Raw genomic sequence first — 15576 nt, 5'->3', positions numbered from 1 at the left:
TAACCGTTGACATAAATAGTCAAGGTGCTATAATTGGACTGTGAGTAATTGATAATGATTTTCAATATCGCCCATTCACAAAAAGAATGACGAGGATAGTTATGAAAAAAAGATATCTTATAATTGCACTAGTAGCGCTTTCTCTCTTATCTCTCTTTGTTGGTGTATCAAGTATCTCACCAATGGATTTATTAGACTTTAAGTCGGAAGAGACCGAAATTTTTCTTATAAGCAGACTACCAAGACTAATTGCCATAATACTTGCAGGAGCAGGGATGAGTATTGCAGGTCTAATTATGCAAAGTCTTAGTAGAAATAAATTTGTATCTCCAACTACCGCTGGTACGCTTGATGCGACTCGCTTAGGGATTTTAATCTCGATGCTTGTATTTACAAATGCAACATATATGCAAAAAATTTCCTTTGCATTTATATTTGCTTTAGCAGGAACACTGCTATTCATGCAAATTTTAAATCGGATTAAATTTAAAGATGCAATATTTGTTCCGCTAGTAGGGTTAATGTTCGGAAATATTTTATCTTCTATTGCGACGTTTTTTGCTTACAAATCAGATATTATTCAAAATATGTCTGTCTGGTTACAAGGAGACTTCTCTTTAATATTAAAGGGCAGATACGAATTACTTTACATAAGTGTTCCAGTACTGATTCTTGCTTATATTTTTGCGAATCGCTTTACAGTGGCAGGAATGGGCGAGGATTTTGCCAAAAACCTCGGTTTATCTTACAACAAAGTGTTGAATCTTGGTTTAGTACTAGTCGCTTTAATATCAGTTACCGTTGTATTAACGGTCGGAATGATTCCATTCTTAGGATTAATCATCCCAAATATTGTCTCGATCTTTAAAGGGGATCATTTAGAAAAGACATTACCACACACAGCATTACTAGGAGTTATTTTCTTATTAATATGCGATATTATAGGGCGGGTAGTTATATTCCCTTATGAAATTCCGATTAGCATGACAGTTGGTGTAATCGGAAGTGCAATCTTCCTGTTCATGTTGTTTAGGGGGAAAGCATATGCGTAACAGTACGAAAATGATGATATTAATAGGCATAGTTTTAATTTCAACAGCACTTTATTTATTCCATGGATTGAATGGAAGCTATGATTATGCATTACCACGTCGAGCGATCAAAGTATTGGCAATGGCGCTAACAGGAGTAGCGATTGCCTATTCAACTGTTATTTTTCAGACGATTACGCATAATAAGATCTTAACGCCGAGTGTTATGGGCCTAGATTCCTTATATATGTTAATACAAACAATTATTTATTACTTCTTTGGTTCCATGTCCATTTTAGTTATAAATAAAAACTATAATTTTGCTATATCAGTTATTGCAATGATTGTATTTGCATTACTACTATATAAATTTCTATTCAAGGCAGGAAAACGTCCGGTTTACTTCCTGTTACTTGTAGGTATTATTCTAGGGACGTTTATGGGAAGTATTACAACATTCCTTCAAGTACTCATTGATCCAAACGAATTTACAAGCTTACAGAATAAGATGTTCGCAAGCTTTAACAATGTAAATGGTGATTTAGTCTGGCTAGCATTAGTTATTATCATACTGACAGTAGTTTATGGTTGGCGAAACATACGTGAACTAGACGTATTATCACTTGGTCGAGATAACGCCATTAACCTTGGGGTGGATTATGACAAAATCGTTAAAACAATGCTAGTTTTGTCATCGATATTAATAGCAACTTCAACCGCACTTGTTGGACCTATTACATTTTTCGGACTAATCGTAGCGAACCTATCGTACCAATTCTTTAACACGTACAAGCATACAACGTTAATCGTTGGAGCAAGTTTAATGAGTTTAGTAGCTTTAATTGGTGGTCAGTGGGTTGTCGAACGTATATTTACTTTCGATACAACGCTGAGCGTAATTATTAACTTCATTGGAGGAATCTACTTCATCTATTTACTATTAAAGGAGAGTCGAACTTCATGATCCAAGTCAAAGAGGTTTCTAAGTATTTTGCTAAAAAGCCAGTTGTGGATAATGTTAGTGTTAATATTCAGTCGGGTAAAATAACATCGTTTATTGGACCAAACGGTGCTGGAAAATCTACACTATTGTCAATGGTTAGTCGTTTATTGGACGCAGACACGGGAGAAGTTCTTTTAGATAAATCAGACGTGAAGAGATGGAAATCCAATGACTTTTCAAAACGCGTTTCCATTTTAAAGCAATCAAATTTTATGAATGTACGTTTAACTATTCGTGAGCTAATTTCATTTGGACGCTTTCCTTACTCTAAAGGCCGTTTAAATGAGGAAGACGAGAAAATGGTCGACCAAGCAATAGAATATATGAATTTAGGTGATTTACAGGATAGTTATATGGACGAACTTTCCGGTGGTCAACGCCAGCGAGCATTTATCGCAATGGTTATTGCCCAAGATACCGAATATATCCTACTCGATGAGCCTTTAAATAACTTAGATATGAAACATTCTGTTCAAATTATGAAGATTTTACGTAAGCTTGTAGAGGATTTAGGTAAAACAGTTATTATTGTTTTACATGATATTAACTTTGCATCTGTTTATTCAGACTATATTGTAGCCTTAAAAGACGGTCGTGTTGTAAAAGATGGACCAACACATGAAATTATTAACTCTGATGCACTTAAAGAAATTTATGACATGGATATTCCCATCCAAGAAATGAATAGCTGTCGCATCTGTGTATATTTTAATTCATAGGAAAAGAGGAAATAGACAAATGAAGAATTATAAGTTTTTAGCTGTATTGTTTGCTTTACTAGTACTAATTTTAGCAGCGTGTGGTGCAGAGGATGAAACAAAAAAAGACTCATCAACAACAGATGAAAAAGCTACGGAAGAAACAAACGGAGCTGAAGAAGCATCTGTATACCCATTAACAATTGCTCAACCTGAAGGATATGCTGAAGTAACATTAGAAGAAAAACCAGAAAAAGTTGTAGTATTTGACTTTGGTTTCCTTGATACATTAGATGCTCTTGGAGTGGATGTAACAGCAGTACCACAAGCTAACGTTCCATCTTACTTGGATAAATACGCAGATGAAGCGGCATATGAAAATGCTGGTGGATTAAAAGAGCCTGATTTCGAAGCTATCGCTGCAATGGACCCAGATGTTATCTTTATCTCTGGACGTCAAGGGGATGCATATGAAGAACTAAGTAAAATTGCTAATACAGTATTCGTTGGTGTAGATACAACAGATTACATGAATTCTTTTAAAGCTAATACAGAATTAGCAGGTAAAATTTTCGAAAAAGAAGCAGAGGCAACTGCTGCATTAGAAGAAATTGATGCGAAAATTGCAGAAGTAACTGAGAAAACTACTGGTATGGAAGAAAAAGCATTAGTAGTACTTGCCAATGAAGGTGAATTAAGTGCATATGGTGCGGGATCACGTTTTGGTGTCATCCATGATGTTTATGGTTTCCCACAAGCTGATGAAGCAATCGAAGCTTCTACACACGGTCAAAGCGTGGCTTACGAATACGTATTAGAGAAAAACCCGGATATCCTATTCGTTGTAGATCGCGATGCAGTAGTAAGTAAAGGCGAATCAGGTACTAAAAAAGCAGTTGAAAATGAAATTGTTAATAAAACGAATGCAGCTAAAAACGGTAAAATTGTTTACCTTGATCCAGAAATCTGGTACTTAGCTGGTGGTGGTATTGAATCCGAAAAAGCTAAAGTCGATTCAGTATTAGAAGCACTTAAATAATATACTTAAGTCAATCTAGTCAGCGCGGACGGAGAAAAACACTATGTTTTTCTCCGTTTTTTCTTGAAGATTTATAGTATATAGCCCATAACTTTGTCCATAACGCCCATAACCAAGCTACATATCCTAAAAAAACAGGGTGAAAGCCCATAAGTTTTCAAATATAGACCAGAGGGAATAGCAATATAGCCCATAACCAAGCTACGTATCCTAAAAAACAGGGAGAAAGCCCATAAGTTTTCGAATATAGCCCAAAGGGAATGCAAGATAGCCCATAACTCTGTACATACCGCCCGTTACCATGTACAGATGACAGCCTTGTATTTATTGTACATCCACAATTTTCTAGCTTATAATTTTGTTATTGGATAGGAGGGATTTTGTGAAGAAATGGTTTTATCCACTTAGTGTAGTAACATTATTAGGATTTGCTACTCTGTTTTTATATTTCAATACGAAAGAAATAGCTCAGTTCGACTATCAGATGTCACAGTTTTTTGGCGATAATAAAGTGATTGGGTTATTTCATTACTTAGGGGAAACTAAATTTATTATATTTATTACGCTTATATTAATAGTCTATTTATGGTTTCGTTCAAAAAATTATCGTGGAATGCTCTTTGTTGTATTATCTATAGGGTTTGGAAATGTACTTAATCAAATGCTTAAAAAGTGGGTTGAAAGAGAACGTCCTGATGTCCCACAACAGTTAGAGACCTTTAGTTTTCCCTCCGGTCATGCAATGGTAGGACTTTTATGTTTGTTTACGATTGCTTACTTTTTAACTGAGCATCAGTCCAGTAAACTGAATCGGATCCTAATATGGATAGTTACCATATTTATCAGTGTGATGGTCGGGCTATCTAGGATTGCTGAACACCGGCATTTTGCTTCAGATGTATTAGCTGGATGGATGATTGGGTATTCTTGGTTTGTAATCGTGGCTTTGTGGTATGAATATAGAAACAGAGTTTTTAAAAAGCATACACAGTAAAAACCTTTCCAGGCTGGAAAGGTTTTTTTAGGAGGAGAGAGACATATGTTCGAAATACCAGAGAAGCTTGTAAAACTAGGGATCGATCGTATAGAGGGATTTCCTGTAGAGGGATTTGTTAAAGGAAAAGGACCAGAAAAACCAAGTATACTGCTGATAGGTGAAGCTCCTGGAGAGAAAGAGGCGATAGGAGGTATACCGTTTATCGGTAGAGCTGGAGACGAACTAAATAAGTCATTAGCGAGCATTGGATTGACTAGAGAAGACGTATATATGACAAGTGCAGTTCGTAGTCGTCCATATGTATGGAGGGAAAAGAAGGCTCGAAATGGTGAGTTAATACAAAGAAAGTATAATCGTCCCCCTACTCAATTAGAGGTGGTAGCACATGCACCAATATTAGATTATGAACTGGAAAATATTGTACCTCATATTATTGTGACATTAGGAAATGTAGGTTTACAACGATTATTGGGAAAAGATGCAAAGGTTTCTGTATTGCATGGCGAGTTACTTCATCGACCAGTGCGCCATCTGAAATCTCTTAGTTCTACTGAATTTATATGGTCGACTGAAAGCTATATGATTATTCCTACCTACCATCCTGCATCCGTATTTTATCGACCGTCCAATCGAGACTTCCTCGAGCAAGATTGGTTTAATATCAGAAATTATTTAGCGAATAGGAAATATTAACTGAAATCAGATTTATAAAAGATAAGTAAAAGTTTTAAAAAATATTGACTCCTTGTATACGTTTGTATACAATTACATTAAAGTATACAAACGTATACAAAGAGAGGTACTAATAATGAAAAGTGAATCACATCCAAGAGGTAGACGTGCTCACCTTGACGAGCACCATCGCGGAGGACGACGTAAAGGAAGATCAGACGATGTAGAAGGAACAGAAAAAAGAAATGGAGCTAAAACGTTCCGACGAGGTCGAGCACTAGCTTTTTATGATATGATGAATATGAAATCTATATCGTTAAAGAAACAATTAGAAACCCCAGAATTACAATCAATTAATCCAATTATAGTGGGTGAATTGAAGGCAGTGGAAACTCTTATGGAGGAGTTTGCACAGTTATTTGAATTATATGAAGTAGTGGAAACGACTCAAGAAGTTACATATGAAGATAAGTCAATTGATACACAGAGCTAAAAATAAGCACCACAAAGTTATATTTTAATTGGAGGAATGGAAATGTTAGTACAAATTCGTAAATGGACAGTGACAGAAGGAAATGCTGATAAAATTCTTGAACGTTTTAAGAAAAAACCGGATCAAGGTCCATCATTAATTGAGCAACGTGAAGGATTCATAGGGCGTGAGTTATTAGTGAAAAATGTTCGCCGAGGTGAAGAAGAAGTATTAATGATTGTTCGTTGGGCTTCAGAAGAGGCTTGGAAGGCATGGGAAAAGAGTCCAGAGCATATTGCGGGACATAAAAATAAAATTAAAGAGCACGGTGGAAAACCACCACAACCTGAATATGTAATCGCTATGGAGCATGGTAGTTACACTGTGGTGGAATAGAATAATAGCAATCACGTAATTATATAAGAATTTTATATATTAAAATGTAGCATTGGGTTAAGTGTCTTATACACTTTTTCCAGTGCTTTTTCATTTATATGAAGGAGAGATGTGGCGTCGTTCCATTTCAATCGACTTGGCAAAAATATAGGTTAAACCTAGTTAAGTTGGGGAACAAATTGAATGAGGGGGTGTTACTACCCTAAGTTTTAGGAAAGGTAATTGTCGAAAAATAAAAAAATAATGTTTTCGTCGGTCAAAAAGAGTTGCACTAAGGAAACATTTTACGTATAATAAATGAAAATAGATTAAAAAGAAAGAAGTTGGGTCAATGGATGGAAATGTAGTCTTTGCTTTGTTACTTACATTATTTGCTGGTCTTGCAACTGGGATTGGTAGTTTGCTATCTTTATTGACATCTCGCACAAATACAAAATTTTTATCGGTTGCCCTAGGTTTTTCAGCTGGTGTCATGATTTATGTATCCTTGGTAGAAATATTTGTGAAGGCTAAGGATTCACTCGTAGCAGAACTTGGAGAGACTAATGGCTATTGGATGACATTAGTTGGTTTTTTCGGTGGGATGTTTGTAATTGCAGTAATTGACCGATTAATACCCACACTTGGTAACCCACACGAAGTTAAAAGCGTAGAAGATATGGATGTCAAATTAAGCAACCCAGAGCATACAAAATTGATGAAAATGGGTGTATTCACAGCTCTTGCAATAGGAATTCATAATTTCCCAGAGGGAATTGCAACCTTTGCATCTGCTTTACAAGATCCCAATTTAGGAATTGCAATTGCAATTGCGGTAGCTATTCATAATATTCCGGAAGGGATTGCCGTGGCAGTACCTATATACTATGCAACAGGAAGTCGGAAGAAGGCCTTTAAATTATCCTTTTTATCTGGCTTAGCTGAACCAGTCGGAGCGTTCGTTGCTTATTTAGTACTGATGCCATATTTAAATGGAGTAGTATTTGGAGTAGTATTTGCAGCAGTAGCAGGAATTATGGTCTTTATTTCATTGGATGAATTACTACCAGCAGCGAAAAAATATGATGAAACCCATTCATCTATTTACGGAGTAGTTGCAGGGATGCTAGTAATGGCATTAAGTCTAGTATTATTAGCTTAATAAAGGGCAGTGCGACTTCGTTTGAAGGTTGCACTGCCTTTTTATTAGGAACGTATAATAGTTCTCTATTTTGTGGACACTTTCTTTATCGGGCACTTTCTACATCTTTTATCGTCACAACAATACCTGTACGATTCATAGATACCGCGACCAGTTCAAAATTAGGGAACTGCCCTTTTAAGTTGGAGATAAAATCATCTTCTGCTCCTTTTTCTAAAAGTGAGAGCAGAGTAGGTCCAGCACCACTAATACAAGTTCCATAAGCACCCGCGTGTTTAGCGGCAACTTTAATCTCTTTACTCTGTGGGATTAAATCGAGTCGGTAAGGCTCGTGAAATAAATCCTGTTCCATAAAAGTACCAGCCTGTTCAAAAGCTTGTGATAGAAATGCTGCGGTTAACAAGTTTGCAGTCGCACTTGCTTGCGCTGCTTCTTGACGTGTATAGGTGTCCGGTAGTACCTGTCTCGCTTTTGCTGTTTTTAACTCAAAGTTAGGAATAAATAGCACAAATGAAGCTTCGATATGATTAGCATGAAATACATTTATCTCGCCACTGTCTGCATTAGAGGAAATGGTAAATCCCCCGTAAATGGAGGCAGCTGCGTTATCAGGGTGTCCTTCCATAAGTGTTGCTACTTTTAATTTGTCTTGTGTAGTAAGATGTAATTCCATAATTTGATTGGCTAACTCAATCCCCGCTACAATGGCGGAGGCGCTGCTTCCCATCCCGCGTGCTAGTGGAATATCACTCTTCACTCGTACTGTGCATGGAGGAAGTGAAAACCCATGTAACTCAGCAGTTTTTTCGGCAGCTTGGACTATTAAGTGATCCTGTGGATTTGGAACATCTGGAAGATTACCTGTTAAATTAATAATTTCCCAGGCAGAACCTAGCTCGACTTCAAGCTCTAAATATTTATCTAGAGCAATGCCAATTGAATCAAATCCCGGTCCAAGATTTGCAGTACTTGCTGGTATAGATATACACCAAACCATTATGCTAGCACCTCCTCTATAAATGCGCTAAGTGCAGATGCATTACTTTCAAGTTTATGTGGTTTAGAAACTTTTACGTCGATTGCAGTTTGCGGATCTTTTAAGCCATTTCCAGTTAATACTGCAACTACTTTACTTTTTGGTTTTATTTTTCCGCTTTTTACTGAGCGTAATAGTCCTGCGATAGATGCACATGAGCCTGGTTCCGCGAAGATACCTTCTCTGCTTGCGATTAGTTTGTAGGCTTCGATAATTTCATCATCAGTTACAGCTTCAATGACACCATTAGACTCATCCCGTGCTGCTTCTGCGCCTTTCCAGCTTGCAGGATTACCGATACGAATTGCAGTAGCAATTGTCTCAGGGAATTCGATAGGCTTTCCTTGAACAATGGCAGCAGATCCTTCTGCTTCAAAACCGAAGATTTGAGGTAGACCTGTTTGTTTTTTCTCGTTATACTCTTTAAATCCTTTCCAGTAAGCAGTAATATTACCTGCGTTTCCTACTGGTATTGCTAGATAGTCAGGTGCAGTGCCTAACACATCGCAAATTTCAAAGGATGCAGTCTTTTGTCCTTCAATTCGATATGGGTTAACAGAATTCACAAGCGTAATTGGAGAGGTTTCGCTAATAGCACGGACCATATCAAGTGCTACATCAAAGTTCCCTTCTATTTGAATTACTTCTGCTCCATACATATATGCTTGAGCCAACTTTCCGGCAGCTACTTTTCCTTCTGGTATAACAATAACTGCTCGCATACCTGCACGAGCGGCATAGGCAGCTGCCGCAGCTGAAGTGTTTCCTGTAGAAGCACAAATAACTGCCTTGCTTCCTTCTTCTTTTGCTTTAGCAACCGCAAAAACCATACCTCTATCTTTAAAAGATCCAGTGGGATTTGCTCCTTCTATCTTTACGTATAATTCAATACCTAGTTCTTTCGATAAATTTTCCAACTTAATAAGAGGCGTATTACCCTCAAGTAAAGTTAATTTGGGTGTTTTTTCTGTTACTGGTAAAAACGCTTTATATTCTTCGATTAATCCTTGCCAAGCCATGATAAATTCCACCTCTCTGTTCTCCTTGAATAAACATATGTATTTGTATAAAGGACATTTTACTCTAATAAAGTGGAAAAAACAAGATAAAATTTATATTGTAACTTTGATGTTCCAAGCGTATACTAAACAAGTAAACTAAAAACTTTACAGGTGTAAAGACAGGGGAGAAATACACGGCTATGAAAGAACAAAAAAAGATATCGAAAAATAAACTATTAGGAATAGCAGGGCTTGCATGGATGTTCGATGCAATGGATGTTGGAATTCTATCATTTGTAATTGCGGCTTTAGCGGTAGATTGGAATTTATCTCCAGAACAAATGGGGTGGATCGGAAGTGTCAACTCTATAGGGATGGCAGTAGGGGCTCTCGTATTTGGAGTTTTTGCAGATAAAGTAGGTCGAAAAAAAATATTTATGATCACTCTACTGATGTTCTCTATCGCAAGTGGACTGTCCGCTCTAACGACAACATTAGCTGCATTCCTAATTTTAAGATTCTTTGTTGGAATGGGACTTGGAGGAGAACTTCCAGTAGCTTCAACATTAGTATCTGAAAGTGTGGAGGCAAAAGAACGTGGTAGAGTAGTTGTTTTATTAGAAAGCTTTTGGGCGGCTGGATGGATTATTTCTGCAATAATTGCTTATTTTATTATTCCTGATTACGGCTGGAGAATTGCTTTACTAATCACTGCATTGCCTGCATTTTATGCAATTTATTTACGTTTAAAATTACCTGATTCCCCTAAATATACGGAGAAAAAATCGGAATCTAGAAGTATTATGCAAAACATGAGTGAAGTTTGGACAAAGAAATATGCGAAGCGAACGTTAATGTTATGGATTGTATGGTTTACGGTCGTGTTCTCCTATTATGGAATGTTCTTATGGCTTCCAAGTGTGATGGTCATTAAAGGATTCACTCTCATTAAAAGCTTTGAATACGTATTGATCATGACCATTGCTCAATTACCAGGTTATTTCTCTGCAGCTTGGTTAATCGAGAAGGCAGGACGCAAATTTGTACTAGTTACTTATTTATTGGGTACTGCGGCAAGTGCTTTCGTCTTTGGTTCAGCAGAGACAACTACGTTACTAATAGTTTCGGGAATACTTCTATCATTCTTTAACCTTGGTGCTTGGGGAGCACTATACGCATACTCTCCAGAGCAATATCCAACTGTCATTCGTGCAACCGGTTCTGGTATGGCCGCATCTGTTGGACGTATAGGGGGAATTTTAGGACCGTTGCTTGTTGGAACTCTTGTAATGAGGGGCTATGAAATTGGCTATATCTTTACTATCTTCTGTATTGCAATAGTTATCGGTGTATTAGCAGTACTGTTCCTAGGTACAGAAACAAAACAAGTAGAATTAGAATAAATGCAAAAACCTGTTCCTATGAGAGCAGGTTTTTGTTTTGCCAGCAGAGAAAAACATAGTAAAATGAAGAAGGCCAACAAAGGGGGTAGAGGATGTTTCAGTTAAAACATAAACGTATACTCATCATCGGTTCAAGCGGTGCAGGTAAATCTACATTATCCAAACTACTGTCTGAAAAATGGGATTTGCCTTTAATCCATTTAGATGCACTTTTTTGGAATGAAGGATGGGTGCCTACACCAAAGCCGGAATTTCGTGAAAAAATACAAGCAGAACTAAAAAAAGATAAGTGGATCATAGATGGCAATTTTGACTCGACATTAGAGTTGCGAGCATCCTATGCAGATTTAATTGTCTTTTTGGATTTCTCTAGGGTATTATGCACGTATAGAGTTTTCAAAAGAGCATGGATCTACCGCGGCAAAACACGCCCGGATATGGCACCAGGCTGTAAAGAAAAAATGGACATAGAATTTGCAAAATGGGTATGGCGTTTTCCGAAGAATGTACGTCCACATACACTCGACATATTAAAAAAAGTAAAAAATACAGATATATGCGTTTTGCGAAATCCTAAAGAAGTTGAAGGATTTCTAATGACCGCGCCAAATGTTAACTAAAACGAACACCATAGGAGAATAACATCATGAATAACAAACAGCTAACAGCACAACAAGTAATCGATCTAATTCCTCATAATGCAGACATTATTCTTCCGCTAACGAATGGCGAACCTCATAAATTGTTGGATGTTTTAGAGGACCAAGCACATCAACTAACTAATGTAAAAATACATCAATTGCTTGCCTTACAATCTAGACAGTATATGAATGGTGCCTTTGCTGAAAAGCTACACCATGTCTCTTACTTTTTAAGTGGGGCGACGAGAAAACAATTCCACCAAGGCTTAGTAGACTTAGTACCAAATAATTTTCATGAAATGCCTCGTATAATAAGAAGCTCTACAAACCTGTCGATGATTATGGCTGTAGCTTCGCCAATGGACGAATTTGGTTACTTTTCCTTAGGAACACAGGCGGATATCGTAAGTGAGTTTATCGGTACAGTCCCATTTATATTAGAAGTGAACAAACATATGCCTCGCACTTTTGGGCAAAATCAAATTCACATTAGCCAAATAGCTGGATATGTGGAAAATGATCGTCCATTGTTTGAGGATGTTGCAGTTCCTATTGGCGAGAAGGATATGAAAATTGCTGAGTATGTGACGGAGACTATTAAAAATGGAGATACACTACAAATAGGTATTGGATCTATTCCAAACGCAGTAGTAAGTCTTTTAAAAAATCATCGTCATTTAGGTATTCATACAGAGATGTTTGTTGATGGAATTGTCGATTTAGTAAAAGCAGGTGCCATTGACGGAACACAGAAGTTTACGAATAAAGGTAAAATTATTGCTACATTTGCCCATGGATCAAAGAAAATGTATGACTTCTTAGACAACAATCCTGCCGTGGAGTTTTTACCTGTAAGTATTGTGAATGATCCACGAGAAATTGCTAAGGAGGAGCGTATTGTTTCGATTAATGCGACGACGGAGGTCGACTTATTTGGACAATGTGCATCTGAAACGGTAGCAGGAAATTACTATTCCTCTACCGGAGGGCAAGCAGACTTCGCTCGTGGAGTTCGCTTTGCTAAAGAAGGAAAAGGCTTTGTATGTATGACTTCTACAGCCAAGAACGATGAAATCTCTCGTATAAAACTAAGTCTTACTCCAGGCTCAGTTATCACGACTACCAAAAATGATGTAGACATGATTATTACAGAGTACGGGGTAGCTAAAATGTTTGGAAAACCAATTTCAGAACGTGCCAAACAACTTATCTCCATTGCGCATCCTAAGTTTAGAGAAGAGTTAACATTTGAAGCGAAAAAAAAGGGTTTTATTTAATATGAAACCAATTGAAGTAACTTTTTTTCAAAAACCAACTCTAGAACTTGCACGGCAATTATTAGGTAAATATATTGTTCATGAGCATCCAAGAGGGGTGCTCATTGGTAAGATTGTAGAAACTGAAGCATATATGGGACCAGATGACCGAGCGGCACATAGTTTTGGAAATAGGAGAACAAAGCGGACGGAGGTTATGTTTGGTGAGCCAGGTTTGATATATACATATCAAATGCATACGCATACGCTCATCAATGTTGTCTCGGCACCTACGGACATCCCTAATGCGATATTAATTCGAGCAGTAGAACCTGTGGAAGGATTAGATTTGATGAAGGAATTTCGTAACGATCTTCCGATGAAACAGTGGACAAGCGGACCAGGAAAATTAACAAAAGCTATGGGTATATCCATGGAACACTATGGTTCACATTGGACAGACAAGCCTTTGTATATGGCGGAAGGCGAACACGTAGCGTCTGTATCTACTGGTCCAAGAATAGGTATTCAAAATAGCGGAGAGGCTGTCCATTATCCATATAGATTCTGGGAAACAGATAATCCATTCGTATCGAAATCAAGATAACCAGAGATGGCCTAAAAAATAGGTCGCCTCTGGTTTTTATTATGAGAAATATTAGTTTGCGCGGACTTGTGAAATTAGTTGGATATAAGAAGGATTGTTGATTGGTTCGATTAAAATAGGACCCATTGAACCACTAAAACTCAATTTTATTTCTTCTTCTTTGATAGCTGTTAAAGCGTCCATTAAAAAGCTTGCATCAAGTGAAATCTTTAAATTTGTCTCGCCGGTGATTTCTTTAATAGGTTGTGTTTCTTCTATTAAACCTATCTCAGAAAAGTATGATGAAATTTTAATTTTAGTTTTATTTTCTATTTCTAGATGCACGTTGTTATTTCTCCATTCATTTGCAAAAAGACAGGCTCTATCGATACCCTGTAAAAACTGTTTTGTGTTTAAAGTGATAATCGTTTTAGCATCTTTTGGGAACAATCTCGATGTGTTCGGATAACTACCTTCGATAAGGCTTGAAAAAAGTGTTAGATCATCAGATTTAAATACAATATACTTTCCCGAAAAATAAATAGTAATCAGATGAATTTCATTTTTAATTAACTTAGAAAGCTCATGCAAACTTTTTTCAGAGATAGTAAATGATTCTTCAAAGTCGGATACTAATGAATATTTTCTTGAAGCTAGACGTTGTGAGTTAGTAGCGATAAATGAAATTTCGTTTGAGGATAATGTAATATTGATACCTGTCAATACTGGTCTCGAAATATTTTTAGAAACAGCAAACATAGTTTGTTCTATAATTTCTAACAGTTTATTACTCGGTATGCTAATGTGTTTTGATAAATCGATGTCTGGAAGAGTAGGGTATTCTTCAGAACTGAAACCATTTAAATGTATTGTGATTTCTTCCGATTGTATAGTTACCAATTGTTTCTCCAACATTTTAATATGAATATCACCGGGTAACTTTTTTACAATCTCACTTAAATGTTTTGCTGATAACACAACGCTACCTGTTTCAATAACATCTAATACTATATTGTTATTCAATGTTAATGGAATAACTCTTTCTATAGCTATTTCAGAATTACTTCCACTTAGGATTAAATGATCACTATTAACCACTATCTTAATACCTGATAACACTGGTAAAAGCACCTTCGTTGATACCACTTTACTAACATCTGAAATTGCTTTGGTAAAACAAACCTTATTTATTTTAAACTCCAATATATTCACCCCATCTATTTAACAATTCGACATAATGCTACAAATTCCTTTTCACAGGAAAAGATAGGCAAAACATACTGGATATCAAGTGCATACAATTTTAACTTTCTTCAAATTAAGAGACTTCCAAAATTAAATTTTTGGAAGCCTCTTTAGGAATATGTTAAAACGATTTTAAATTTGTTTTCCCATATAGTATTCATCTACAAATTGATCATGTATGATTAATGCGTTTTTTCGTGTACCCTCTAATTCAAAACCAAGCTTTTTATAGAGTTTTTGGGCATTGATATTTTCTTTAATAACAGTAAGTTCTAGCTTTGAAATGCCAGATTCTTTTGCCCATTTTTCACCTTGAAGCATTAGAGAAGAAGCAATTCCTTTCTTAGAAAAGGCTTGTTTGACCCCAATAACCACAGATGCTCGATGTACAGCACGTGGAGCTGGACCTCCTATAAACTGTACGTAGCCTGCGTATTGTCCGTTCATAATAGCTAAAAGTAGAATAGAGTTCGGTGAAGTTTTCCAAGTATTCAAGCTTTTACGGATACTTTGAACCGTTAATTGTCGATCAGATTTTCCGAATAACATAAAATCTGTTTCTGCAAAAATAGTTTCCTGTAAATTAATAAAGGGACGAGCATCTTCTAAATCTGCCTCGCGAATAATAAGAATGTCCTGAGTGTTCTTATCATCAGATGTCCGTTCATCTGTCTCATGCAAAACACTGTGAAAATGAACTGCTTTTCCAAGATCAACGCTTTTTACGGAATATCCGGAATCTGTCCATGCAAAATAATGGAGCGCAGGTGGCTTAGTTTTTTTCCACCAACTACTACTTAAATACGCAGCGTTAGGAAGAACATGTCCAATAATTGCTTCAATTTCAGTGTATGTTAATGTAATTTCTTTGTTAGTGGACTGTTTAAAAAAGTTAGCCAACGGTATGTATTTGCTCTCGGAGTTTTTGGGCATTAGGCATGTTCACTCATTTCTACTTA

General features: G+C 36.7%; 17 protein-coding genes. 13 read left to right on the top strand and 4 right to left on the bottom strand.

Features of this window, described 5'->3' with window-relative positions:
• Nucleotides 1–101 precede the first annotated feature (101 nt).
• From ACQCPR_RS17765 to zupT, 9 genes are all read left to right on the top strand, one after another.
• A complete protein-coding gene (locus tag ACQCPR_RS17765) occupies nt 102–1052 on the top strand; it encodes an ABC transporter permease (protein ID WP_090566273.1) in 951 nt (316 codons plus the stop codon).
• Nucleotides 1045–1995, top strand: a complete 951-nt coding sequence (locus ACQCPR_RS17760) for an iron chelate uptake ABC transporter family permease subunit (protein WP_090566276.1) — start codon at nt 1045–1047, stop codon at nt 1993–1995. Before ACQCPR_RS17765 ends, ACQCPR_RS17760 begins: the two co-directional genes overlap by 8 nt.
• Nucleotides 1992–2753 (top strand): ABC transporter ATP-binding protein, encoded by a 762-nt coding sequence (locus ACQCPR_RS17755; protein WP_090566279.1) that lies wholly within the window; start codon nt 1992–1994, stop codon nt 2751–2753. Before ACQCPR_RS17760 ends, ACQCPR_RS17755 begins: the two co-directional genes overlap by 4 nt.
• Before the next feature lie 19 nt (nt 2754–2772).
• On the top strand, nt 2773–3771 hold the full coding sequence (locus tag ACQCPR_RS17750; protein WP_090566282.1) for a siderophore ABC transporter substrate-binding protein: 999 nt from the start codon (nt 2773–2775) through the stop codon (nt 3769–3771).
• A gap of 382 nt (nt 3772–4153) precedes the next feature.
• Nucleotides 4154–4765 carry a phosphatase PAP2 family protein gene (locus tag ACQCPR_RS17745; protein ID WP_093495637.1) on the top strand — a complete coding sequence of 204 codons (612 nt, stop codon included), beginning with the start codon at nt 4154–4156 and terminating at the stop codon, nt 4763–4765.
• A 45-nt stretch (nt 4766–4810) separates the two neighbouring features.
• Entirely contained in the window at nt 4811–5461 is a 651-nt protein-coding gene (locus ACQCPR_RS17740; RefSeq protein ID WP_427137691.1) for a uracil-DNA glycosylase, read from the top strand.
• 115 nt (nt 5462–5576) lie between these two features.
• The gene (locus tag ACQCPR_RS17735; RefSeq protein ID WP_093495635.1) at nt 5577–5933 is read left to right on the top strand and encodes a hypothetical protein; all 357 of its coding nucleotides are present in this window, start codon (nt 5577–5579) and stop codon (nt 5931–5933) included.
• A 42-nt stretch (nt 5934–5975) separates the two neighbouring features.
• Nucleotides 5976–6308, top strand: a complete 333-nt coding sequence (locus tag ACQCPR_RS17730) for an antibiotic biosynthesis monooxygenase family protein (RefSeq protein WP_090566294.1) — start codon at nt 5976–5978, stop codon at nt 6306–6308.
• A gap of 331 nt (nt 6309–6639) precedes the next feature.
• Nucleotides 6640–7449, top strand: coding sequence for a zinc transporter ZupT (zupT, locus tag ACQCPR_RS17725; RefSeq protein ID WP_090566297.1), 810 nt, complete (start codon nt 6640–6642; stop codon nt 7447–7449).
• 85 nt (nt 7450–7534) lie between these two features.
• Here the strand turns inward: zupT and thrB are convergent, their stop codons facing one another.
• Nucleotides 7535–8446: a homoserine kinase gene (thrB, locus tag ACQCPR_RS17720; protein WP_427137690.1), complete on the bottom strand. Its 912-nt coding sequence runs from the start codon at nt 8444–8446 to the stop codon at nt 7535–7537.
• A complete protein-coding gene (gene thrC, locus ACQCPR_RS17715; RefSeq protein ID WP_093495634.1) occupies nt 8446–9504 on the bottom strand; it encodes a threonine synthase in 1059 nt (352 codons plus the stop codon). Before thrC ends, thrB begins: the two co-directional genes overlap by 1 nt.
• 182 nt (nt 9505–9686) lie before the next feature.
• Here thrC and ACQCPR_RS17710 point away from each other — a divergent pair, with 182 nt between their 5' ends.
• The 4 genes from ACQCPR_RS17710 (at nt 9687) to ACQCPR_RS17695 (ending at nt 13393) form a co-directional block, all read left to right on the top strand.
• Nucleotides 9687–10889 carry an MFS transporter gene (locus tag ACQCPR_RS17710; RefSeq protein WP_090566305.1) on the top strand — a complete coding sequence of 401 codons (1203 nt, stop codon included), beginning with the start codon at nt 9687–9689 and terminating at the stop codon, nt 10887–10889.
• Nucleotides 10890–10981: 92 nt separating this feature from the next.
• On the top strand, nt 10982–11509 hold the full coding sequence (locus ACQCPR_RS17705) for a DNA topology modulation protein (RefSeq protein WP_093495633.1): 528 nt from the start codon (nt 10982–10984) through the stop codon (nt 11507–11509).
• 26 nt (nt 11510–11535) lie between these two features.
• On the top strand, nt 11536–12807 hold the full coding sequence (locus tag ACQCPR_RS17700) for an acetyl-CoA hydrolase/transferase family protein (protein ID WP_093495632.1): 1272 nt from the start codon (nt 11536–11538) through the stop codon (nt 12805–12807).
• A 1-nt stretch (nt 12808) separates the two neighbouring features.
• Nucleotides 12809–13393 (top strand): DNA-3-methyladenine glycosylase, encoded by a 585-nt coding sequence (locus tag ACQCPR_RS17695; RefSeq protein WP_093495731.1) that lies wholly within the window; start codon nt 12809–12811, stop codon nt 13391–13393.
• Between the two features lie 51 nt (nt 13394–13444).
• Here ACQCPR_RS17695 and dnaN read toward each other — a convergent pair whose 3' ends face one another.
• Nucleotides 13445–14575: a DNA polymerase III subunit beta gene (dnaN, locus tag ACQCPR_RS17690; RefSeq protein ID WP_427137689.1), complete on the bottom strand. Its 1131-nt coding sequence runs from the start codon at nt 14573–14575 to the stop codon at nt 13445–13447.
• Nucleotides 14576–14749: 174 nt separating this feature from the next.
• The gene (locus tag ACQCPR_RS17685; protein ID WP_093495630.1) at nt 14750–15550 is read right to left on the bottom strand and encodes a GNAT family N-acetyltransferase; all 801 of its coding nucleotides are present in this window, start codon (nt 15548–15550) and stop codon (nt 14750–14752) included.
• Nucleotides 15551–15576: the final 26 nt, after the last annotated feature.

Origin of the sequence: Psychrobacillus psychrodurans, assembly GCF_050209195.1 — a bacterium.
Taxonomy (GTDB): domain Bacteria; phylum Bacillota; class Bacilli; order Bacillales_A; family Planococcaceae; genus Psychrobacillus; species Psychrobacillus psychrodurans.
Note: the sequence above shows the minus strand (reverse complement) of the source record. Positions and strands in the feature narration are given on the sequence as shown.

Coding starts and splice junctions, on each gene's coding strand:
- ACQCPR_RS17705 (WP_093495633.1), top strand. CDS start 10,982: ATGTTTCAGTTAAAACATAAACGTATACTCATCATCGGTTCAAGCGGT.
- ACQCPR_RS17695 (WP_093495731.1), top strand. CDS start 12,809: ATGAAACCAATTGAAGTAACTTTTTTTCAAAAACCAACTCTAGAACTT.
- ACQCPR_RS17760 (WP_090566276.1), top strand. CDS start 1,045: ATGCGTAACAGTACGAAAATGATGATATTAATAGGCATAGTTTTAATT.
- zupT (WP_090566297.1), top strand. CDS start 6,640: ATGGATGGAAATGTAGTCTTTGCTTTGTTACTTACATTATTTGCTGGT.
- ACQCPR_RS17710 (WP_090566305.1), top strand. CDS start 9,687: ATGAAAGAACAAAAAAAGATATCGAAAAATAAACTATTAGGAATAGCA.
- ACQCPR_RS17730 (WP_090566294.1), top strand. CDS start 5,976: ATGTTAGTACAAATTCGTAAATGGACAGTGACAGAAGGAAATGCTGAT.
- ACQCPR_RS17700 (WP_093495632.1), top strand. CDS start 11,536: ATGAATAACAAACAGCTAACAGCACAACAAGTAATCGATCTAATTCCT.
- ACQCPR_RS17735 (WP_093495635.1), top strand. CDS start 5,577: ATGAAAAGTGAATCACATCCAAGAGGTAGACGTGCTCACCTTGACGAG.
- thrC (WP_093495634.1), bottom strand. CDS start 9,504: ATGGCTTGGCAAGGATTAATCGAAGAATATAAAGCGTTTTTACCAGTA.
- ACQCPR_RS17755 (WP_090566279.1), top strand. CDS start 1,992: ATGATCCAAGTCAAAGAGGTTTCTAAGTATTTTGCTAAAAAGCCAGTT.
- ACQCPR_RS17740 (WP_427137691.1), top strand. CDS start 4,811: ATGTTCGAAATACCAGAGAAGCTTGTAAAACTAGGGATCGATCGTATA.
- ACQCPR_RS17750 (WP_090566282.1), top strand. CDS start 2,773: ATGAAGAATTATAAGTTTTTAGCTGTATTGTTTGCTTTACTAGTACTA.
- ACQCPR_RS17685 (WP_093495630.1), bottom strand. CDS start 15,550: ATGCCCAAAAACTCCGAGAGCAAATACATACCGTTGGCTAACTTTTTT.
- ACQCPR_RS17765 (WP_090566273.1), top strand. CDS start 102: ATGAAAAAAAGATATCTTATAATTGCACTAGTAGCGCTTTCTCTCTTA.
- thrB (WP_427137690.1), bottom strand. CDS start 8,446: ATGGTTTGGTGTATATCTATACCAGCAAGTACTGCAAATCTTGGACCG.